We start from the raw sequence: 19,945 nt of genomic DNA, 5'->3' as shown, positions 1-19,945 counted from the left end.
CTGCGTATACCTACAAATCCAAGGACGGGCCTCGCAATCGAAACGCAACGTCAAAGCAAGGATCCTCCTTTGTGACTGAACTGCTAAGCTCCAATTTCAGCGATATCGCGCGCGCGGCGGGGTTACTGTCGGACGGCAAGCTCGTCGCCTTCCCCACTGAGACTGTGTACGGTCTCGGTGCAGATGCGCGCGATGGTGAAGCCGTTGCCAAAATCTACGCAGCCAAGGGTCGGCCCAGTTTCAATCCATTGATCGTTCATGTAGCGGATGCGGATGCTGCGCGAACTTTTGGGGTTTGGTCCGACACAGCACAGCGCCTTGCGGATGCATTTTGGCCCGGCCCTGTGTCACTTGTTTTGCCCCTGCGCAAACATGCAGGCTTGAGTGACTTGGTGACTGCGGGCTTGGAGAGCGTCGCCCTTCGCGTGCCGGCGGGACATCTTGCACAAGACCTACTGCATGCGTTTGGCGGTCCAATTGCAGCGCCTTCGGCCAATCCATCCGGGCGCATTAGTCCCACAACACCAGAGCACGTGTTTTCTGGTCTAGATGGCAAGATTGCGGCTGTTTTAGATGGAGGTGCCTGTGCGGTTGGGGTGGAGTCGACAATTGTTGGTCTAATTGATCATCCCACGCTTTTGCGCGCAGGAGGTGCTTCACGCGAGACCATTGAGGAACGCCTTGGCGTTGAACTTGCTACCCCTGTGAGCGGGGAAATTTCTGCGCCTGGTCAGCTCGCCTCTCACTACGCGCCTAGCGCGAGTGTACTATTGAATGTGGAAGACTGGCAGAACGGTGAGAAAACTTTGGGCTTCGGCAAGATGGCCTGTGACTTAAACCTGTCTGAAAGCGGTAATCTGATCGAAGCCGCCGCCAATCTGTTTGGCCATTTGCATCTGCTTGATGCGATGGAAGGCACGCGCATTGCGGTTGCGCCGATCCCTGAAACTGGCCTTGGTGCAGCGATCAATGATCGCCTGCGTCGCGCCGCTGCTCCGCGTTAATCCGCGAGAAGGCGTGCTGCAAACTCGCCTTGCAAATATGTGAAGTGCCCCCCTGACATCGTCGCTGCAATGCGCGCTGTTGCGATCTCTTCCACGACAATATCCGCGCGCAAACCTGTCGAAATGCTGCCGCGATCTGCAAGCCCTAAAACCCGTGCAGGTCCTGTGGACAACAGGCCCCACGCGGTTGGAAAGTCACACGCATCCTGCTTTACCAGCTTGCAGACAGATTGGCGCAAAGCCGGATAATGATAGTCGGACGCCAAAGCATCACAGAGTCCATCACGGATCAAATCCAGCGCGGACACATTGCCCGCATGGCTACCCCCGCGCATCACATTGGGTGCGCCTAGAATGATCTGCCCACCCGTGTCACGCGCCGCTTGCGCTGCTTCGCGCGTTTCTGGAAACTCGGAAATATGAGCGCCCATCGCTTGGAAATCCGCACGGCCTTCAGCGCTGCGATCATCGTGACTGCCAAGTAAACATCCTTTGGAATGCAGGCTCTTGGAAAATTCTGACAACGCAGCAGGAACTTCGGTGCGCCGCTCATGCAGCGCTTTCATCAAAGCCAAATGCGCCTCGGGGCTACGCCCGCTTTTCAACGCGGTCCCCGTCAAACGCGGTGGCTTGCGCCCCTCTTCCAGTCGTTTGTGTGGGATGTGATCGTTGAACACAGCATAACCGATGTCATGCGCTGTTATCATCTCCAGAATCTTTGGGTAGTCATCAATCATGTGTGTCTCAATGCGCAATTGGGCACGCATATCGGTCAGCTGCTCCCCTCGCGTGTGCTCCAAAGCATCAAGAAACTTGCTGGCAAATTCGGGCGATCGCAGCCCACCTTCCCAGCTATAAAACTGCGCCATAATGGCGGTCGAGATCCCGTTACTTGCAAGATCCGCCTCTGCAGAAGCTAATCCCGCATGCATATCCGTCATCGCACCGCGTCGCGGGGCTAAATGCCGCTCGAAACCATCACCGTGAATATCAACGATACCCGGAAGAATGCGAAACCCGAGCGCATTAACACGCCGTTTGCTCGCATGTTCAACGATAAGGCCACCGCCTAGTGATAGCGGCTCTTGTGTCAGCTCTGATCCCAAAAGAATTTCGCCGCGCTCCAGCGTCAGTTCAACGGGTTTCATCGCGATCTGCCAATTCTTGGATCGCCGTGGACACTACATCACGCCAATCGAGATCAGGGTCAAAAGCGCCGTTCTCAAGGAACAAAATGGCTTCCGCCATCACCCGAAAATTATTCATCATAAACGTATGGGTCACAGGTAATGTAATATGCGCTTTCATACCCTTGAGCTTCGTTGAGGCCACTGAAACCTTACCATCATCCGGCCCTTCAAGTATCGCCGAGAAAAACGGGTTAAGCGATTGATCTCCAGCGATAATACCAAGCTCAAAATCAGCCAAAGGCAGGCGATTTGGCAGACTGTCTGCCCCTGTCCCAAGCTGCATCCCAGCGGGGCCGTTGAACCAGCCAAACGCATCGAAATCACCCAACACATCTACAATCTCGCTGCCATTGTTTGGCGGGGCCAGCATAACGACCCGACCCAAGTTTTCCGGTCGATTGTCTTGCAACCATTCGCGCAGCAAAATGCCCCCCATAGAGTGGGTCACAAAATGAACTGTTTGGTCACCACATTCCTCCACCGCTTCTGGCAGGGTGATATCGACTAAAGTTTGCACTGTGGCTTTCGTTGACGGATAGCCTGGACGCACCGCGTCAAAGCCGCGTTCGCGCAGAACTTGTTCCATCAAGGCAAAGGAAGACTCCGTACGCGCGAGGCCATGTAACAGCACAACGCAGTCCGCTGCAGCGGAAATCGGGCAAAGTGCAAAGGCGAGCGCGTATCTGAACATCTTTCTTAGTTAGGGACTTTTGCATAAGGACTAAAGAGGTTTGTCACGATTGGCATGTCACCGCTTATGCCTTGCGCGCTTGTGCATAAATCGTCAGACCCACACCGCACAGCACGAACAATGTTGCGATCAAAAAGCGCAAGGACAGTGCTTCACCCAACAACACTGCCCCGCCAAGTGCTGCGATGACTGGCACGGTGAGTTGCGCAACTGATGCGGTCGGCATGCTGATCGATGGTAAAACCTTGTACCACAGTGCGTAGCCCATGCCGGATGTGACCGCACCAGAAAGAGTCGCGAGAGCTGCGCCGCGCCAGCTGATCGCGTCGGGTAAGATCAGCCAAACCAGAATGCCCACGGGTGCTGCAAGGATAAACGCCAAGCTGGTCGCGCCAATCGGATCCGTGCTGCGCGCGCCTGCAAGTGTGTAAAACGTCCAACCAAGCGCGGAGATCAACATCAAGCCCGCCCCCGTTTTATCGAGCACTGCGCTTTGATCAGGCCAGAGCAAATAGCATAGCCCTGCGAAGGCCAACGTGGCCCCAAGCCAACTAAGCGGCCCAATCTTCTGGCCCCGCATCAAAGTCACTGCAAAGGACATCACCTGCACACCGCCGAATAATATCAACGCGCCTGCGCCGGTTGGCAAAGTGATGTAGGCATAGGAAAAAGCAAGTGCGTAGAGAGTGAGCATGCTCGCGCTCCAGACCGCGTGTCGGTTCAATTTGGGGCGCGTGTCTTGTCTTATCCATATTAGCAATCCCAACAACAGCGCACCCGACAAAAGGCGGATGGCTGCGTAGCTTGCGGGTCCCGTGTCACCCGGCGAAAGCGCCAGCCGGTTCAGGATCGAGTTGAACGCAAAAGCCGTCATCGTCAACGCGACCAACCAAAACACCTTCATAACCCAATCACCTTCATATCCAAGACACGCCCAATGCCAGTAACGCAGATATTGCAAGCACCTTGAGTAAGCCAATATGCAGTCTTAACAGCAAAATTGCGGCTACAAGGCTCAACACTAAAGCGCGCCAATTCAAGGTAAAAAGATCAGGGACCCAACCATAGGTCGCGCGTTCAACATCTGCGAATATGACATTCAAAGCGAACCAGATCGAGAGGTTCGCGATCACTCCTACGACAGCCGCCGTGATCGCAGATAGCGCACCGCTCAGACGTGGCTGCGCAGAGATCCATGCAATGTAGGGCGCGCCCGCGAAAATCCACAAGAAGCACGGAATGAACGTTGCCCAGAGCGTGACACAGGCCGCAAGCACGGCCAAGCCGGTGCCACCCGTATTAGAACCTGCCAGAAACCCCACGAATTGGGTCACCAAGATCAGTGGGCCGGGTGTGGTTTCGGCTAGCCCAAGACCGTCGATCATCTCATCCGCACTGATCCAATTGAGATTTTGCACCACTTCTTGCCCCATAAAGGCCAAAACTGCATAGGCGCCGCCAAAGGTGACAGTCGCGAGTTTGGAAAAGAAGATCGCTAGCTGGAATAGGAAATCTTGACCTATGATGAAGCCCAGAAACAAGATCGGCCCCCACCAAATTGTGAGCCAGATCAGAATCGTCATCGCAGTTTGTGTAACCGGGACGCGGGGTGTCGAAACATGCGACGCTTTTGGTGTGGTCAGATACCCTATCAAAGCCGCCACGCCGATGACGGCCGGAAACGGCAAGGCAAAGACGAAGATGGCGATAAAACTCGCGATGGCTAAGGCCCAATGTAGACCTGACTTAAACGCCCGTTTCGCAACTTTGATGAGCGCTTCAAGAACGATCGCAAGTACTGCGGCCTTCACGCCCAAGAACAGTGTTTGCACGACGGGAACGTCGCCGTAAGCCACATAGATCGCGCCAAGGGCGAGGATCACCAGCGCGCCGGGCAACACGAACAAAAGTCCTGCGATAAGGCCACCCAAGGTGCCCCTCAAGCGCCAGCCTGAATAGGTTGCCAATTGCATCGCTTCTGGTCCGGGAAGTAACATGCAGAATGACAAACCCGACAAGAAATCCTGTTCACTCAGCCATTTCCGGCTGTCGACCAGTTCTTTGTGCATCAAGGCGATTTGCGCAGCTGGACCTCCGAATGACAGGCAGCCTATCTTGCCAAATGTGCGCACCAAATCTGATAGTGGAGTCATGCGGTGCCTCCATGCGCGGCCCAGTCGTGGGTCTCGCCCTGAGCATCTCGTGCCCACCGATAAAGCGCATCATAGAGCGGTATCGCTGCTTCTAATTGCTCAAGATCGTCGCGGTACATGCGCGATAGTCCAAGCGAAATGGCAAGTAGACCAGCTGCTTCGGGTGCCCTCGCTTGTGGTGTGCCTTCTGCCGCGCGAATGACAGCCGCCATCGCGCGCAACGCAGAATGATCGAGGCCAAAACATGCAAGCATCGCATCGAAACTACATGTATTGTTGTGATGACTTAGCTCAGCACCCTCCACGTCAAATGGGGTTGCATTGAACTTTTCTGCAACCGCTAGCACTTCGGACGGGGCCACAAACAAAAAACGGGCATCAGGATCAATGAAACGCCGGATCAACCACGGGCACGCTATGCGATCAACTTTGGGGCGGTGTCGTGTGACCCAAAGCCCGCCACGTGCGGGCAAGCGATCTGCGCTAAGCAGTGTCCCACCAAAGTCACGCCAACCGAAAATGCCGCCTTCCAATACCTCCGCGTACACGCCCTGTGTGCGTAACAGCGCCATTACCCCTTGCGACAGTTTCTTGCCCTTTTGGCAAATCACAACCGTTTTGCGTCCTTGCAGATTGGGCAGCAATTCTTCGATCTGCTTGAAAGGATGGCGAAACGACGTTGGGATAAGTCTGGGATCTTGCGCAAAGTCTTCATCGATACAAACATCAACAAGCGCAGGGGCATCAGGTGTTCCGATCAGCCGCGCAAGCTGCGCGCGCTTCATAGTATTAGGAGCGGTCATGTCGCGTCCTCCCATGGTTGGGGGTTAATTCAGGACGCGAAACTTTGGCCGGAGCCTCACGGGGTGTTCGCGAGCCCCTTAGCGGTCAAAATGTGAGAACCCTACGTGGATGTCAACTATGGGCTTCTTTGAACGAAACGAGACGGTTCTTGGACGCATCCCAAAGATCCAAACGCGCGCACCGTAGGCTTTGGCGTAGGGTCATGCGGCCGCAATGAACGAGCTCTTCGTTATCGCGCAGCACATCCGTAAGATGATAAAACGGGATGCGACTATAAAGGTGGTGCACGTGGTGGATACCGATGTTTGCGGTGAACCAGCGTAGAACAACGGGCAAATCATAGTGCGAACTGCCTTCGAGCGCGGCTTCGTGCAATTTCCAGTCTTCGGTATTCTTCCAGTGCGTTTCTTCGAACTGATGCTGCACATAAAACAGCCAAACCCCAACGGAGGCGGCCAAAAGAACAGTTGGGAGCGTGACAAAGACAAGGGCTTGCCAGCCACCAAAGAACACGATCAGAAATACCACAAACGCCATTGCGGCATTGGTTCCCATCGCAGAAATCCAATATTTCTTACCTTGCGACATCAGGCCAAGCGGTAAACGGTTCTGCAAGACGAACAAATAACTCGGCCCAAGACCAAACATAACGGCCGGATGACGATAAAGGCGATACATGAAACGCTTGAACGGTGCGCGCGCGTAATATTCTTCAACCGTCAACGTCATCACATCGCCAATGCCACGGTGATCAAGATCACCCGCGTGGCTATGATGGATCGAATGCGTGCGGCGCCAAACATCATAAGGGGTCAATGTGAACACGCCCAAGACCCGTCCAACCCAATCGCTCAAAGTGCGATTGTCGAAGAAAGAGCCGTGTCCACAATCGTGCTGAATGCAGAACATGCGCAACAGAAAACCACCGTTCAATAGGGCAATGAAAAAGGCAGCCGTATAGCTGAACGATGCCATGTAACAGGCCGCGGCCCAGAGAGCGACGAAAGGAATCACGCTCACACCAAGTTCATAGCTACTGCGCAATGTGTTTGGTTCGCGGTACTTAGCGAGGACGGAAACCCATTCGCGGGCTTCGCGTTGATTGTGAGTACGGGAATCGTTGGACATCTACGGCTCGTTGTTCGGTTTGTTTCCATTGCGATAAAGCGAATATATGTGTTTAGCAAACAAGCATTTGTGCGCTTGCGTAAACTTGACGCGATTTATGGTGTAATTCGAAGACATTTCCAGTTTGTGACCAGCGATGAAGCAATTTGAGTTCATTTTTTTGGTCAAGCACCCAAACGAAAAGAGGCCGCCCGAAGGCGACCCCCTAATTAGTCTCCGGTATGGAGGCTGATCTAGTAATTCAACATAAGTTGAATGTGCTTACATCATGCCACCCATGCCGCCCATGCCGCCCATGTCAGGCATGCCGCCACCAGCGCCGCCGCCGGCTTTCTCAGGCTTATCCGCAACCATTGCTTCGGTTGTGATCAGCAAGGAACCGACAGATGCCGCGTCCTGAAGGGCTGTACGGCAGACCTTCGCAGGGTCGATAACGCCGAAGGAGAACATGTCGCCATACTCTTCTGTCTGTGCGTTAAAGCCGAAGGATACGTCGTCGCTCTCACGGATTTTGCCAGCAACAACTGCACCGTCAACGCCAGCGTTCTCAGCGATCTGGCGCAAAGGCGCTTCGATTGCTTTACGAACGATGTTGATACCAACAGTTTGATCGTTGTTTGCGCCTTCAAGACCGGCAAGTACCTTGCCTGCCTGAACCAGAGCAACACCACCACCAACAACAACACCTTCTTGAACCGCAGCGCGGGTCGCGTTCAGTGCATCGTCAACGCGGTCTTTACGCTCTTTGACTTCAACTTCGGACATGCCACCAACACGGATAACCGCAACGCCGCCTGCAAGTTTCGCAACACGCTCTTGCAGCTTTTCACGGTCATAATCAGACGCTGTCTCGTCGATCTGGCCACGGATCTGAGCAACACGTGCTTCGATCTCTGCCTTTTCGCCGTTGCCGTCAACGATTGTTGTCTCGTCTTTAGTGATCTGGATTTTCTTGGCAGTACCAAGCATGTCCATTGTCACGTTCTCGAGCTTCATGCCGAGATCTTCAGAGATAACCTGACCGCCCGTAAGGATCGCGATGTCCTGAAGCATTGCTTTGCGGCGATCGCCGAAACCAGGTGCTTTAACCGCTGCGATTTTCAGACCGCCGCGCAGTTTGTTCACAACGAGAGTTGCAAGCGCTTCGCCTTCAACGTCCTCTGCAATGATCAAAAGTGGCTTCTGGGACTGAATCACAGATTCCAAAAGCGGAACCATTGCTTGCAAAGAAGAGAGCTTCTTCTCGTGCAGCAAGATCATGCAGTCTTCGAGTTCTGCCGTCATCTTATCCGGGTTTGTCACGAAGTAAGGGGAGAGGTAGCCGCGGTCGAACTGCATGCCTTCAACAACGTCTGTCTCTGTCTCGAGGCCTTTGTTCTCTTCAACAGTGATAACGCCTTCGTTGCCGACTTTCTGCATCGCGTCTGCGATCTGACGACCGATTTCCGCTTCGCCGTTTGCAGAGATTGTACCAACTTGAGCAACTTCATCGGAATCAGATACTGGACGGGACGCTGTTTTGATCGCTTCAACAACTTTCGCTGTCGCCAGATCGATACCGCGCTTGAGGTCCATTGGGTTCATGCCAGCCGCAACGGATTTCAGGCCTTCGCGAACAATCGCTTGTGCCAGAACTGTTGCAGTTGTTGTGCCGTCGCCCGCTTCGTCGTTCGTGCGCGACGCAACTTCTTTGACCATCTGTGCGCCCATGTTCTCGAACTTGTCCTCAAGCTCGATCTCTTTTGCGACAGACACACCGTCTTTCGTAATGCGCGGTGCGCCGAAAGATTTGTCGAGAAGAACGTTACGACCCTTTGGGCCGAGCGTTACCTTAACAGCATCCGCAAGAATGTTGACGCCATTCAGCATCTTTGTCCGTGCGTCTGTGTCGAATTTTACTTCTTTAGCAGCCATTATGAATGCTCCACTTTAAATTAGATTGTAGGAATGAACAGGAAGGTCGTCTTAGGAAAGAATTCCCAGAACGTCGCTTTCTTTCATCATCAACAGCTCTTCGCCGTCAACCGACACTTCTGTGCCGGACCATTTGCCGAACAACACGCGGTCGCCGTCTTTGACTGCCATTTCGATCAGCTCACCGCTGTCTTTGCGAGCGCCGTCGCCAGATGCAACGATAACGCCCTCAGCAGGCTTTTCTTTTGCGCTATCAGGGATAATCAATCCGCCAGCAGTTTTCTCTTCGCCTTCTGTACGACGAACCAACACGCGATCGTGAAGTGGTTTCAATGCCATCTTTGCAGCTCCTTAAGCTCAAATGGTTACAATTTCGTCCCCAAGCCCTGAGGCTTTTCGCGGGGCATTAGCACTCATAGGGGTCGAGTGCTAACGGTGCATAGTTAGGAATGCTTTTGGAATGAGTCAACAGCCCTGCGAAAAACTTTCATCAGTTTTTTGGGCGGGGTTTACCAGCGCCTTACTTAAAAGGTTTAGGCGCTGGCAAATAGGTCAGGATTTACGCTTATTTGGCAAGATGAAGCAGGGCGTGGCTCTACGCTGCTAGGCCGCGCCCTTTGAGAAGTGCATCAACGCCCGGCATGCGCCCGCGAAACGCCAGATAAAGCGCGCCCGCGTCCTTTGATCCGCCTGAACTAAGCACAGTATCCGCCAAGCGTTTCGCAGTTTCGGGATCAAATGGATCGCCAGCCTCTTCAAATGCTTCAAACGCATCCGCATCCATCACTTCAGACCACATGTAGCTATAGTAGCCACTGGAATACCCATCACCTGCGAAAACATGCGCGAATTGCGGTGTCGCGTGGCGCATGCCGATTGCGTGGGGCATGCCGATCTCTGCAAGCACTTCCGCCTGTTTCTGCATCGGATCTGCAGTTGCATCCCCCTCGTGAAACGCAAGATCCACAAGCGCAGAGGCCACATATTCCACCGTTGAAAACCCCATGTCGTAGGTGGCCGCGCCCAAGACTTTATCAAGCAAATCTTGCGGCATCGCCTCACCCGTCTCCGCATGGGTCGCAAATTCCGCCAAAACTTCGGGAACATCGAGCCAATGTTCATAAAGCTGGCTGGGTAGTTCGACGAAATCGCGCGCAACGGATGTACCCGATACGCTTTCATACTCCACATCAGAGAGCATTTGATGCAGCGCATGGCCAAATTCATGGAACAATGTGCGCGCGTCATCGTAGCTTAAAAGCGCCGGTTTGCTTGCTGAGGGTTTCGCAAAGTTACACACATTGATCACGATTGGGGCTTGAACCTTGGGCTTGCGCGCTTGCCCACGCATTGCAGAGCACCACGCGCCGGATCGTTTGGATCCACGCGCGAAGTAGTCCCCGATGAAGACCGCAACATGTTCGCCGTCGCGCAAAACTTCCCATACGCGGCAATCTTCATGATAGAGCGGCAAGTCGAGCGGTTTGAACTCCAACCCGAATAAGCGGGTGGCGCAGGAAAAGCTGGCGTCGATCATGCGGTCCAGTTGGAAGTAGGGTTTGAGAACCGCTTCATCCAGATCATGTTCTACCTTGCGACGCTGTTCAGAATAGTAGCGCCAATCCCAAGGCTCTAGAGGTCCGTCAATTCCATCCGCATGCAGCATTTTTTCTAGAATGTCAGCGTCTTTGCCCGCTTGCGCCTTTGCGGGCTCCCACACTTGCATCAACAAATCGCGCACAGCAACAGGCTTACCCGCCATCTCCGTTTCCAACTTATAATGCGCAAAATCAGGATACCCGAGCAGGTGCGCACGGGTTTCGCGCAGCTTCAAGGTTTCGCCCGCAATGCCACGATTGTCCGTGTCGCCACCGTTCGCACCACGCGCGGCCCACGCTGCATAGGCGTTCTTGCGCAAATCGCGACGTGGGCTGAATTGCAGGAACGGTACGATTATCGAGCGCGAAAGCGTCACGACAGGGCCGCCCGTGCCCTTTTCATCGCCCGCCGCTCGTGCCGCGTCTTGGACAAAATCAGGCAGCTCCGCCAAAGCCTCATCCGACAAAGGCATGACCCAATCAGATTCATCTTTGAGCAGGTTTTGCACGAACTGCGTGCCAAGCGTGGCAAGACGCGACTTCACCTCTTTCATTAAATCTGCTTGCTCTCCAGCAAGTGCCGCGCCAGAGCGCACAAACCCGCGATGGGTGAGCATCAGAACGCGAGCCTGCTCTGGTGACAAGTCAAGCGTGTCACGGACGTTCCACAGGGTTTCGATCCGTTTGAACAGCGCCTCATTTGCGGAGATCGCAGAACTATGTGCGGATAATTTGGGGGAAAAATCGCGCTGTAGTTCCTGCCGCTTAGGTGTGCTGTCCGCCCCAGCGAGCGAGTAGAAAACCGACAGGACCTTATCTAGTGCTTCGCCCGCGCCTTCCATCGCTTCAATCGTATTCTCAAACGTTGGCGCGTCTAGACTGTCCGCGATCGCGTCGATTTCGGCCATATGGGCGCTCAATGCCTCATCCAAAGCGGGGGCGAAATGCTCATCCTCAATCTCTGCGAAGGGCGCAATTTGAAAGGGGGTGGTCCATGCTTGTAGCAACGGATTTGTCATGAAAGTCTCCTTTGAGCACAAGGTAGGGTCGCGCTTGGTTGGTTTCTAGTGCGCGCGTGTTTCACCCGCAGGTCGGACAATCTTCACGACGTTTGAGCGTTAACTTACGCGTTTCACCGAAAAGGCCATCGTAGATTAGCATCTCATCACGCAGCACATGCCCCGCGCCTGTGATCAGCTTGATCGCTTCTTGCGCCATCATCGCACCGATCACACCTGGAAGAGGTCCAATCACGCCCGCTTCTGAACATGCAGGGGCCAGCTCCGACGCAGGGGCGCTTGGGAAAATACATTGATAACAGGGAGTCCCATTCGCGGGATCAAAGACGCTGAGCTGTCCTTCCCACTGGCTCAAAGCGCCAGAAATCAGCGGCTTGCCCAGCGCATTTGCGGTTTCATTCACCAAATATCGCGTTTCGAAGTTATCGCAGCCATCCAATATCAGATCATATTCTGCAAATAATTCGGGCGCGATATCGCCAGTAAGGCGACGATGATACGGGCGCACCTCGATATGAGGATTTTGCGCATGCATGGCATTCTGCGCAGAGAACACTTTAGGCACGCCAATATCTTCATCACGATGGATGATCTGACGCTGGAGGTTCGCGTTTTCTACGATATCGTCATCAATGACGCCGATGGTGCCGACCCCTGCCGCTGCCAGATATTGCAGGACCGGCGCACCCAGCCCGCCTGCCCCGATGACCAGCACTTTCGCATGTTTCAGTTTCCTTTGCCCCGGCCCGCCAATTTCACGTAACACAATGTGGCGTGCATAACGATCGAGCTCCGTTGCTGAAAACGTCCCTCTGTTTGGTAGTACCTTGTTATCAGCTTTCGTCGCGACGCGCGCGCGGAGACGGTGCAAAAATGTGCGGTATACAAAGATCAAAGCCGCAAAGCCTGCGAGCAACGCATAAGGCTCCCATACGCCACCGAACGCATTGTGCAATCCGTGGTCTTCAGGAAAGATGAAAAGCATACCGACTACAGCAAGTAACAAGACGCCAATAAGGCTCCAACGCTGCGCTTTTGGCACTTTCATCACTGCACCCAAGCCATAAATTCCGCAGGCGATCAGGAAAAACAATGCCATCAGCCGCGACCTGTGGAGCCGAAACCGCCCTCCCCCCGAACAGTTTCGCTGAGCTGTTCGACGAGTTCGAAATCAGCGCGCACAACAGGGGCAACGATCATCTGCGCGATGCGGTCGCCATGGGCAATCGTGAATGACTCTTGTCCTGCGTTCAGCACGATCACCCCCAAAGCCCCGCGATAGTCGCTATCAACCGTGCCCGGGGCATTGGGAAGCGTAATTCCATGCTTTAGGGCCAATCCCGAGCGGGGACGAATTTGCATTTCAAAGCCCTCAGGAATCGCAAGGCGTAGGCCCGTCGGCACTAAAGCGCGTGCGCCTGCGGCCAATACCAACTCCCTGCAATCAGGAAAATTTGCCCGCAAATCAGCGCCTGCTGCACCTGCACTGGCATAGGACGGAAGGCCCAAAGATTGATCCGCGCCCGCATCCCACATCATTTCAATGCGCATCGCTGCCCCCCTTTATCTTGCTAAATAAACTCAAATCCCGCTTTCTCAATCCGCCAACGCCTCGGCCATTTTAAGCGCCAAACGCTCCGCAACCTCATTTTTTCCCATCCGTGGCCAATCCTCTGAACCATCTGCTGAAATCAACACCACGTCATTCTCGTTCCCACCCATGATGCCCGTTTCCGGCGACACATCATTGGCGACAATCCAGTCACAGCCCTTGCGTCTACGCTTGGCTGTTGCATTCGCGATCACATCATCGGTTTCCGCCGCGAACCCCACGATCAAGGCAGGACGTCCGTCTTTCAGCTGGCTCACTTGCGCAAGAATGTCGGGGTTTTCCGCAAACTCGAGCACGGGCATCTTGCCGTTTTTCTTCTTAATCTTGGAGCTGCTCTCAGTTGCGACGCGCCAATCGGCAACCGCAGCAGCAAAAACGCCCGCGTCAAAGGGCAACGCGGCCTCGACCGCTGCTTGCATTTGTACAGCACTTTGAACTTTGATCACCTCAACACCCTCTGGTGGCGCAACGTCCACAGGTCCCGTCACGAACACTACCTCAGCGCCAAGTCCCGCCAAGGCGACACCAATCGCTGTGCCTTGCGCGCCGGAAGAGCGGTTAGCGATATAGCGTACAGGATCAATAGGTTCATGGGTTGGCCCTGAGGTTACAAGAATGCGTTTACCTTTCAACGGACCGTCGCCGAGGGCACTGTCTATGGCTGCGACGATCTCCAAAGGCTCAGCCATGCGACCGGGGCCGTATTCACCGCAGGCCATATCGCCCTCGTTTGGGCCAACAAAGGCCACGCCATCCGCTTTTAAGACAGTCACGTTGCGCTGCGTCGCGGGGTGATCCCACATTCGAACGTTCATTGACGGTGCAACAAGCACCGGCGTATCCGTCGCCAATAGTAAGGTTGAGGCCAGATCATCCGCGCGCCCTTGCGCCATCTTCGCCATCAAATCCGCTGTGCACGGGGCAACCACCAGCAAATCAGCGGAGCGTGACAATTGAATGTGGCCCATTTCAGCTTCTTTGGTGAGGTCGAACAAATCGCTGTGCACTTCTGTACCCGCCAAAGCCGATACGGATAGTGGCGTGACAAATTCTCCGCCCGCGCGCGTTAATACTGGCGTCACCGTCGCACCACGTTCGCGCAGCTTGCGGATAAGATCGAGCGATTTATACGCTGCGATACCGCCACCAATGATCAGAAGAATGTGTTTCGAAGTCAGCATGCGCGCGCCTTATTAGCTATCATGTCTTAAGCTAAGCGGCGCACGCGGATCCTTCAAGCACTGAGCGCTTACATGAGGAAAGCGTGTACTTCGCTGCTGTTTGCTTCGAGCGTTTTACGCATTTTTTGAAACGCTGCTGCTTCGAGCTGGCGAATCCGCTCTTTCGAGAGGCCCAGCTCATTGCCCAGACTTTCAAGCGTGCGAGGCTCATCAAGCAATTTGCGCTCCCGCACAATAAAACGTTCGCGCTCGTTGAGCGCGTTCATCGCTCCAAGCAACCATTCGCGCATTTGCGCTGTGTCATGATTGTTTTCGACAATCTCTTCGGCCTGTGCGCCGTCATCTTCCAGCGCATCAATCCACTCGCGTCCCTCATCTTCGGCCGATTGCGTCGCGTTGAGCGAAAAATCAGAGCCGGACAAACGACCATGCATCATCTCTACATCGTTCAAAGGTACGCCGATCTCAGTAGAAATCATCTGATGCAGCTGATGGCGATCCAGTGCTTCACCACGCTGTTGTGCTTCACGTTCAAGGCGGGCTTGCACACGGCGCATATTGAAAAAAAGAGATTTCTGCGACGACGTAGACCCCGTGCGTACCATCGACCAGTTGCGCATCACATGATCTTGGATCGATGCTTTGATCCACCAAACCGCATATGTTGAAAAGCGCACGCCGCGGTCAGGATCAAACTTGTCAGCGGCTTTCATCAGGCCCAGACCTGCCTCTTGGATCAAATCATTCATCGGCGCGCCGTAGCGGCGGAACTTGGAGGCCATAGAAATGGCCAAGCGCATATAGGCATTGATCAAACGGTGAAGCGATGCTTCGCACCGCTCATCTCGCCAAGCGTATGCGAGCTTCAACTCTGTTTCAGCGTCCAGCATTTCAGCTTTCATTGCTCTGCGTGAAAACCGTGCGTCTCCTGCGTTGTCCAGCGCCATCGTAAATCTCCCTAGAGTTAGTTTGAACCCGGTTGGTTTTGACTTTGTGTTAGTTTAAGTACGCACAAAGGAATAAAACGGATCACTTGGAGTGTGAAAAATGTCTGGAACACTTTCTCTAGTGATCGGCGGTGCCGCTTCGGGCAAATCCGCGTTTGCTGAAAATCTCATCTTACAAAGCCAAAAGACACGCATCTACATAGCCACGGCCCGCGTGCTTGATGGTGAGATGGGTGAAAAGGTTCAGCTTCACAAAGATATGCGCGGGGATGGCTGGGATACGTTTGAAGCACCTCTCGCACCGGAAACGGTTTTGCACGATCGCTCCGCAAACGAAGCGGTTCTTTTAGACTGTGCAACGATGTGGCTGATGAATCATCTGATGGATGAAACAGATAGAGACCTCGCTGAGGGAAATTTGCTGGATGCGCTTATCAGCTCTGAAGCGGAGTGTGTTGTGGTTACAAACGAACTTGGCCTTGGCATCGTACCAGCTGATCCACTTTCGCGCGCCTTCCGGCAAGCGCAGGGGGAATTGAACCAACGGCTCGCCGCGCGTGCTGATCGGGTGATTAACATTGTGGCTGGCTTACCTAACGTCCTCAAAGGCACCCTCTGAATGCAACGATTATTTCTTGTACGGCACGGTCCGACCCACGCCAGGGGGATGATTGGATGGACTGATCTGACCGCCGATTTATCTGATACGGATGCGCTTGCACGGTTGAACACATATCTCCCTAACAACGCGCGTGTGGTCTCGTCCGATCTGATCCGAACCGTCGAAACGGCTCATATGATCACAGGAACCCGCCCACGCTTGCCCCATCAAATTGCCTTGCGCGAAATGCATTTTGGCGACTGGGAAAACCTCAGTTTCAATGAGGTATCAGCGCATGACGCAGACCATGTGCGCAGGTTCTACGAACAACCCGGCGACACCGCTCCACCCAATGGCGAAAGCTGGAATGAGTTTCGCGCGCGCGTATCGCCTATGATTGACGTGCTCTTATCCGATGCCCCTTCCGATCTAATCGTCGTGTGTCATTTCGGTGTTGTGCTGAGCCAATTGCAACGCGCAACCGGCCTGAGCAGTTATGACACATTCGCCCAACACATCGACAACCTCTCAGTCACAGAGATCCGAATCGAGGACGATGCCTGGACGAGCGGAGTGATCAATCACTGTCCGTGATAACGCTTGTTTAAGCGCGCTTGCCTTCAATCGCTTGCCAGATCTTTTCTGCGATATTGATCCCGTCAAAGCGTTCCAACTCTTGAATGCCTGTTGGGGATGTCACGTTAATCTCTGTCAAATAGTCACCGATCACATCAATACCGACAAAGACTTGACCCTTTTCTTTCAAAAGCGGGCCGATGCGGGTACAAATCTCCAGATCCCGATCGCTTAACCCAATCTTTTCAGGCCGCCCACCCACATGCATGTTGGAGCGCGTTTCACCTTTGGCAGGCACCCGATTGATCGCCCCGACAGGTTCTCCATCCACAAGAATCACACGTTTATCACCATTGGAAACATCGGGTAGGAATTTTTGCACAATCAAAGGCTCGCGATTAAAACCTGTGAAGAGTTCATGCAGTGATGTCAGGTTTCTATCGTTCGCATCAAGACGGAAAACCCCCGCACCCCCATTGCCATAGAGCGGTTTAAGAATGACGTCCTTGTGTTTGACCTTGAACACTTTGATCGTATCAAGATCACGTGCGATTGTTGTTGGTGGCGTAAGGTCGGGGAAATCAAGAACAAGCAGTTTTTCAGGATAATTCCGCACCCAAAATGGATCATTCACAACCAAAGTTTCTGGATGAATACGATCCAGAATATGTGTCGTTGTAATATAATTCATGTCAAACGGCGGATCTTGGCGCAGCCAGACCACGTCCATCTCGGCGAGATCAATCTCGCGTTCTTGACCCAGATGCACATGATCGCCTTGGATGCGCTGTACCGTAAAATCATGTCCACGCGCAGTGACGCGGCCCTCTTGGTAGGCGAGTTTGTCCGGTGCGTAATAAAAAAGCTCGTGCCCGCGCGATTGCGCTTCTTCAGCCAAACGGAATGAGCTGTCACCATCGATGTTCACATGCTCGATCGGATCCATTTGAAATGCAATTTTCATGTCTGCGCCTTCGTAGATTTTTCTTCTTACATGGCGCAGCGCCCATTGCTGTGCAATGGGTTTGGCTCAGAAAGCGCCAATCGTGTTTTCAAGAGTCTGAATTTCGCCACGTCCATTCACTAATGCTGAATCCACACGCATCGGTGTCAGCGACACTTTCGTGTTGTGTTCCTAAATATTCTTCTGCGGCAAGACAGATCTGTTTTTGTTGACGAGATGAAATGCGCCGTGACGCAACCGAAAAATTCTGTGCTGTTTTAATTTCAACGAAATCTATGCCTGCCCCATCAGAAAAAATAAGATCAACCTCATCAGCTTTTCCACGCCAGCGCCGTGCAGCGAACCGGTTTCCGCGACGGGCATAATCTGCCACCGCCTGATTTTCAGCATATGCACCTGAAAGATACGCAATCTTACCCGTCATCTGCTTATTCATTATCCCGATCCAATCCTAGCGCCAATTGATAGACTTTGCGACGTGGCAACCCATGTGCGCCCGCCACGACATCCGAGGCATCGCGCACGGTCATCCGGCTTAATGCATCTCTCAGGTCTGCTGCTAGATCGGAGGGGTTAACGGTTGATTGACCCGCGCGATCAATAACCACAACAATTTCGCCTTTAACCGGTTTTTCCTTCATTCCAACAGCCAATTCTCTCAAAGTTCCACGCCTGATTTCTTCGAACTTTTTGGTCAGTTCACGACAAACGGCGGCCTTTCGGTCACCAAGCACGCTTTGGCAATCAAGCAACATCGCCCCAATTCGTTTGGGCGATTCGTAGAAAACCAAAGTCGCAGGCACCTCGCGGAGGGTTTCAATTGCGGAAATTCGCGCAGATTTCGAGTTGGGCAGAAAACCCGCAAACAAAAATTTATCCGTTGGCAAACCTGCAAGCGTAAGCGCAGTTGCAATCGCCGTAGGACCAGGCGCAGAGGTAACTAGATACCCAGCCGTCGCAGCCTCAATCGATAAATCATATCCAGGGTCTGCAATCAGCGGTGTTCCTGCTTCGCTCGCGTAGGCGACAGAGCGCCCTTCAGCCAAGTATTGCATCAGTCTGGGGCGTGCGCGAGCGCCGTTGTGATCGTGATAGGACATGAGCGGACGGTCCCCTAAAGCAATACCGTGGATATCCATCAAACGTCGCATCGAACGCGTGTCTTCAGCCGTTAAAACATCTGCTGACGCAAGTATATCCAAGGCGCGCAAAGTAATGTCGCGCGCCGTCCCGATAGGCGTTGCGACAAAGTACAATCCGCCCTCCAATTTTACTGTCTTTGCATTCACCTCTGGACCCGCCTTTCCTTACGTTTATGATGCACCTCGAATTTGCGGCGCAGAAACGCGACCGTCTATCAGGGGGTAAGTCTCTATGTTTGCTTTTTTGGCTTCGGCCCGCAAGGCGCTGCCGAGCGGTGTTGTTCTATCCGGTGCATTGGCGCTGGCTGCATGTCAACCAATCTCAATCAGCGGGGGAACCTCTGGCGGAGGCCCAACAATTGACACGTCTGTTCCGGTTCCGGTCGCTTTGCTCGTTCCAAAATCAAGCGAAAGTGCGGGCGCAGTTGCCGCCTCTCTTGAGAACGCCGCGCGCTTGGCGATTGCTGATCTCACCAGCGTTAAGATTGATCTGCGTATCTACGACACAGGTGGCTCCACCGAACAAGCAGCAGCACTTGCCCAAAAAGCCGTAGCAGAGGGTGCGCAAATTATCCTCGGGCCTTTGTTCGCAGATGCCGCAAACGCCGCAGGTAATGCTGTCGCCGGTCAAAACATCAATGTCTTGAGCTTCTCCAACAACGCCTCGATCGCAGGTGGCAATGTGTTTGTGCTTGGCCCAACGTTTGAGAACACCGCCGATCGCATTATGAGTTTCGCAAAGCGTCAGGGTAAAACCAAGGTTCTGATTGCGCATCCCAACAATGTTGAAGGCCAATTTGGTCGCAACGCTGTGCAACAAGCAGCTTCGCGTAATGGCATTGCAGTTGCCTCTATAAACGGGTTCGAGTTTAGCCAACCCGGCGTCGTGGCCGTCGTGCCGCAGATCAAGGCCGCAATGGACAGCACAGGCGCGGACACATTGGTCCTTACGTCAAACTCTGCCGATGCTTTGCCGTTGCTCGCGCAAATGTTGCCAGAGGCCGGGGTGAGTCCGTCGAACGTGCAATATGCGGGCCTCGCACGGTGGGATGTTCCAGCGCAAACTTTGGAATTACCGGGCTTGCAGAACGGTTGGTTCGCGATGCCCGACCAAGGCATGATCCAGAATTTCCAAACCCGCTACACGCAAGCTTACGGAACAGCACCGCACCAATTGGCAGGCCTCGCCTATGACGGGATTGCAGCGATTGGCGCACTTGTCGAAGCTGGCAATAAGAAAGCGCTTACCACTGGTGCCCTGACACAAGGTGCTGGTTTCCAAGGTGTCGCAGGTGCCTTCCGCTTGCGTCCGAACGGTACAAATGAGCGCGCATTGTCCGTGGCAATGGTGCGCGACAAACAGGTCGTGATCATAGACCCCGCACCGATAAAGTTCTCTGGTGCGGGATTCTAAGTGTCCC

20 protein-coding genes are annotated in these 19,945 nt (G+C 53.8%); 4 read left to right on the top strand and 16 right to left on the bottom strand.

Annotation, left to right across the window (positions count from 1 at the left end):
* The first annotated feature begins 71 nt into the window (after positions 1-71).
* Positions 72-1,004, top strand: a complete 933-nt coding sequence (locus QZ280_RS05840) for an L-threonylcarbamoyladenylate synthase (RefSeq protein WP_293441631.1) — start codon at positions 72-74, stop codon at positions 1,002-1,004.
* On the opposite strand, the gene QZ280_RS05835 is transcribed toward QZ280_RS05840, so the two are convergent.
* The 13 genes from QZ280_RS05835 to QZ280_RS05775 form a co-directional block, all read right to left on the bottom strand.
* On the bottom strand, positions 1,001-2,152 hold the full coding sequence (locus tag QZ280_RS05835; protein ID WP_293441630.1) for an alpha-D-ribose 1-methylphosphonate 5-triphosphate diphosphatase: 1,152 nt from the start codon (positions 2,150-2,152) through the stop codon (positions 1,001-1,003). The two genes, QZ280_RS05840 and QZ280_RS05835, sit on opposite strands and share 4 nt — an antisense overlap.
* Positions 2,139-2,885, bottom strand: a complete 747-nt coding sequence (locus tag QZ280_RS05830; RefSeq protein WP_293441629.1) for an alpha/beta fold hydrolase — start codon at positions 2,883-2,885, stop codon at positions 2,139-2,141. Before QZ280_RS05830 ends, QZ280_RS05835 begins: the two co-directional genes overlap by 14 nt.
* 64 nt (positions 2,886-2,949) lie before the next feature.
* A complete protein-coding gene (locus tag QZ280_RS05825; RefSeq protein WP_293441628.1) occupies positions 2,950-3,789 on the bottom strand; it encodes a DMT family transporter in 840 nt (279 codons plus the stop codon).
* A gap of 13 nt (positions 3,790-3,802) precedes the next feature.
* Positions 3,803-5,038: a chromate efflux transporter gene (chrA, locus tag QZ280_RS05820; RefSeq protein WP_293441627.1), complete on the bottom strand. Its 1,236-nt coding sequence runs from the start codon at positions 5,036-5,038 to the stop codon at positions 3,803-3,805.
* Positions 5,035-5,841 (bottom strand): sulfurtransferase/chromate resistance protein, encoded by an 807-nt coding sequence (locus tag QZ280_RS05815; protein WP_293441626.1) that lies wholly within the window; start codon positions 5,839-5,841, stop codon positions 5,035-5,037. The genes chrA and QZ280_RS05815 overlap by 4 nt, the downstream gene beginning before the upstream one ends.
* 112 nt (positions 5,842-5,953) lie before the next feature.
* Positions 5,954-6,970 (bottom strand): fatty acid desaturase, encoded by a 1,017-nt coding sequence (locus tag QZ280_RS05810; protein ID WP_293441625.1) that lies wholly within the window; start codon positions 6,968-6,970, stop codon positions 5,954-5,956.
* A 261-nt stretch (positions 6,971-7,231) separates the two neighbouring features.
* Positions 7,232-8,884, bottom strand: coding sequence for a chaperonin GroEL (groL, locus tag QZ280_RS05805; RefSeq protein WP_293441624.1), 1,653 nt, complete (start codon positions 8,882-8,884; stop codon positions 7,232-7,234).
* A 51-nt stretch (positions 8,885-8,935) separates the two neighbouring features.
* Positions 8,936-9,223, bottom strand: a complete 288-nt coding sequence (locus tag QZ280_RS05800) for a co-chaperone GroES (protein WP_293441623.1) — start codon at positions 9,221-9,223, stop codon at positions 8,936-8,938.
* Between the two features lie 256 nt (positions 9,224-9,479).
* Positions 9,480-11,501 (bottom strand): M3 family metallopeptidase, encoded by a 2,022-nt coding sequence (locus QZ280_RS05795; protein WP_293441622.1) that lies wholly within the window; start codon positions 11,499-11,501, stop codon positions 9,480-9,482.
* A 61-nt stretch (positions 11,502-11,562) separates the two neighbouring features.
* On the bottom strand, positions 11,563-12,600 hold the full coding sequence (locus tag QZ280_RS05790; protein ID WP_293441621.1) for a HesA/MoeB/ThiF family protein: 1,038 nt from the start codon (positions 12,598-12,600) through the stop codon (positions 11,563-11,565).
* Entirely contained in the window at positions 12,600-13,052 is a 453-nt protein-coding gene (dut, locus tag QZ280_RS05785) for a dUTP diphosphatase (protein WP_293441620.1), read from the bottom strand. The genes QZ280_RS05790 and dut overlap by 1 nt, the downstream gene beginning before the upstream one ends.
* A 45-nt stretch (positions 13,053-13,097) precedes the next feature.
* Complete coding sequence (gene coaBC / locus QZ280_RS05780) at positions 13,098-14,294, bottom strand: bifunctional phosphopantothenoylcysteine decarboxylase/phosphopantothenate--cysteine ligase CoaBC (RefSeq protein ID WP_293441619.1); 1,197 nt, start codon at positions 14,292-14,294, stop codon at positions 13,098-13,100.
* A gap of 68 nt (positions 14,295-14,362) precedes the next feature.
* On the bottom strand, positions 14,363-15,241 hold the full coding sequence (locus QZ280_RS05775; protein WP_293441618.1) for an RNA polymerase factor sigma-32: 879 nt from the start codon (positions 15,239-15,241) through the stop codon (positions 14,363-14,365).
* A gap of 100 nt (positions 15,242-15,341) precedes the next feature.
* On the opposite strand from QZ280_RS05775, the gene cobU reads away from it, so the two are divergent.
* Positions 15,342-15,860, top strand: coding sequence for a bifunctional adenosylcobinamide kinase/adenosylcobinamide-phosphate guanylyltransferase (gene cobU / locus QZ280_RS05770; protein ID WP_293441617.1), 519 nt, complete (start codon positions 15,342-15,344; stop codon positions 15,858-15,860).
* Positions 15,861-16,436, top strand: coding sequence for a histidine phosphatase family protein (locus QZ280_RS05765; protein WP_293441616.1), 576 nt, complete (start codon positions 15,861-15,863; stop codon positions 16,434-16,436).
* Between the two features lie 10 nt (positions 16,437-16,446).
* Here the strand turns inward: QZ280_RS05765 and gshB are convergent, their stop codons facing one another.
* The 3 genes from gshB to rsmI form a co-directional block, all read right to left on the bottom strand.
* On the bottom strand, positions 16,447-17,382 hold the full coding sequence (gshB, locus tag QZ280_RS05760) for a glutathione synthase (protein WP_293441615.1): 936 nt from the start codon (positions 17,380-17,382) through the stop codon (positions 16,447-16,449).
* An 88-nt stretch (positions 17,383-17,470) separates the two neighbouring features.
* Positions 17,471-17,818, bottom strand: coding sequence for a YraN family protein (locus QZ280_RS05755; protein ID WP_293441614.1), 348 nt, complete (start codon positions 17,816-17,818; stop codon positions 17,471-17,473).
* Complete coding sequence (gene rsmI / locus QZ280_RS05750) at positions 17,811-18,671, bottom strand: 16S rRNA (cytidine(1402)-2'-O)-methyltransferase (protein ID WP_293441613.1); 861 nt, start codon at positions 18,669-18,671, stop codon at positions 17,811-17,813. Before rsmI ends, QZ280_RS05755 begins: the two co-directional genes overlap by 8 nt.
* Positions 18,672-18,756: 85 nt before the next feature.
* Between rsmI and QZ280_RS05745 the strand changes: the two genes are divergently transcribed.
* The gene (locus QZ280_RS05745; RefSeq protein ID WP_293441612.1) at positions 18,757-19,938 is read left to right on the top strand and encodes a penicillin-binding protein activator; all 1,182 of its coding nucleotides are present in this window, start codon (positions 18,757-18,759) and stop codon (positions 19,936-19,938) included.
* Positions 19,939-19,945: the final 7 nt, after the last annotated feature.

Source organism: Planktotalea sp. (assembly GCF_018607995.1).
GTDB lineage: Bacteria > Pseudomonadota > Alphaproteobacteria > Rhodobacterales > Rhodobacteraceae > Planktotalea.
Note: the sequence above shows the minus strand (reverse complement) of the source record. Positions and strands in the feature narration are given on the sequence as shown.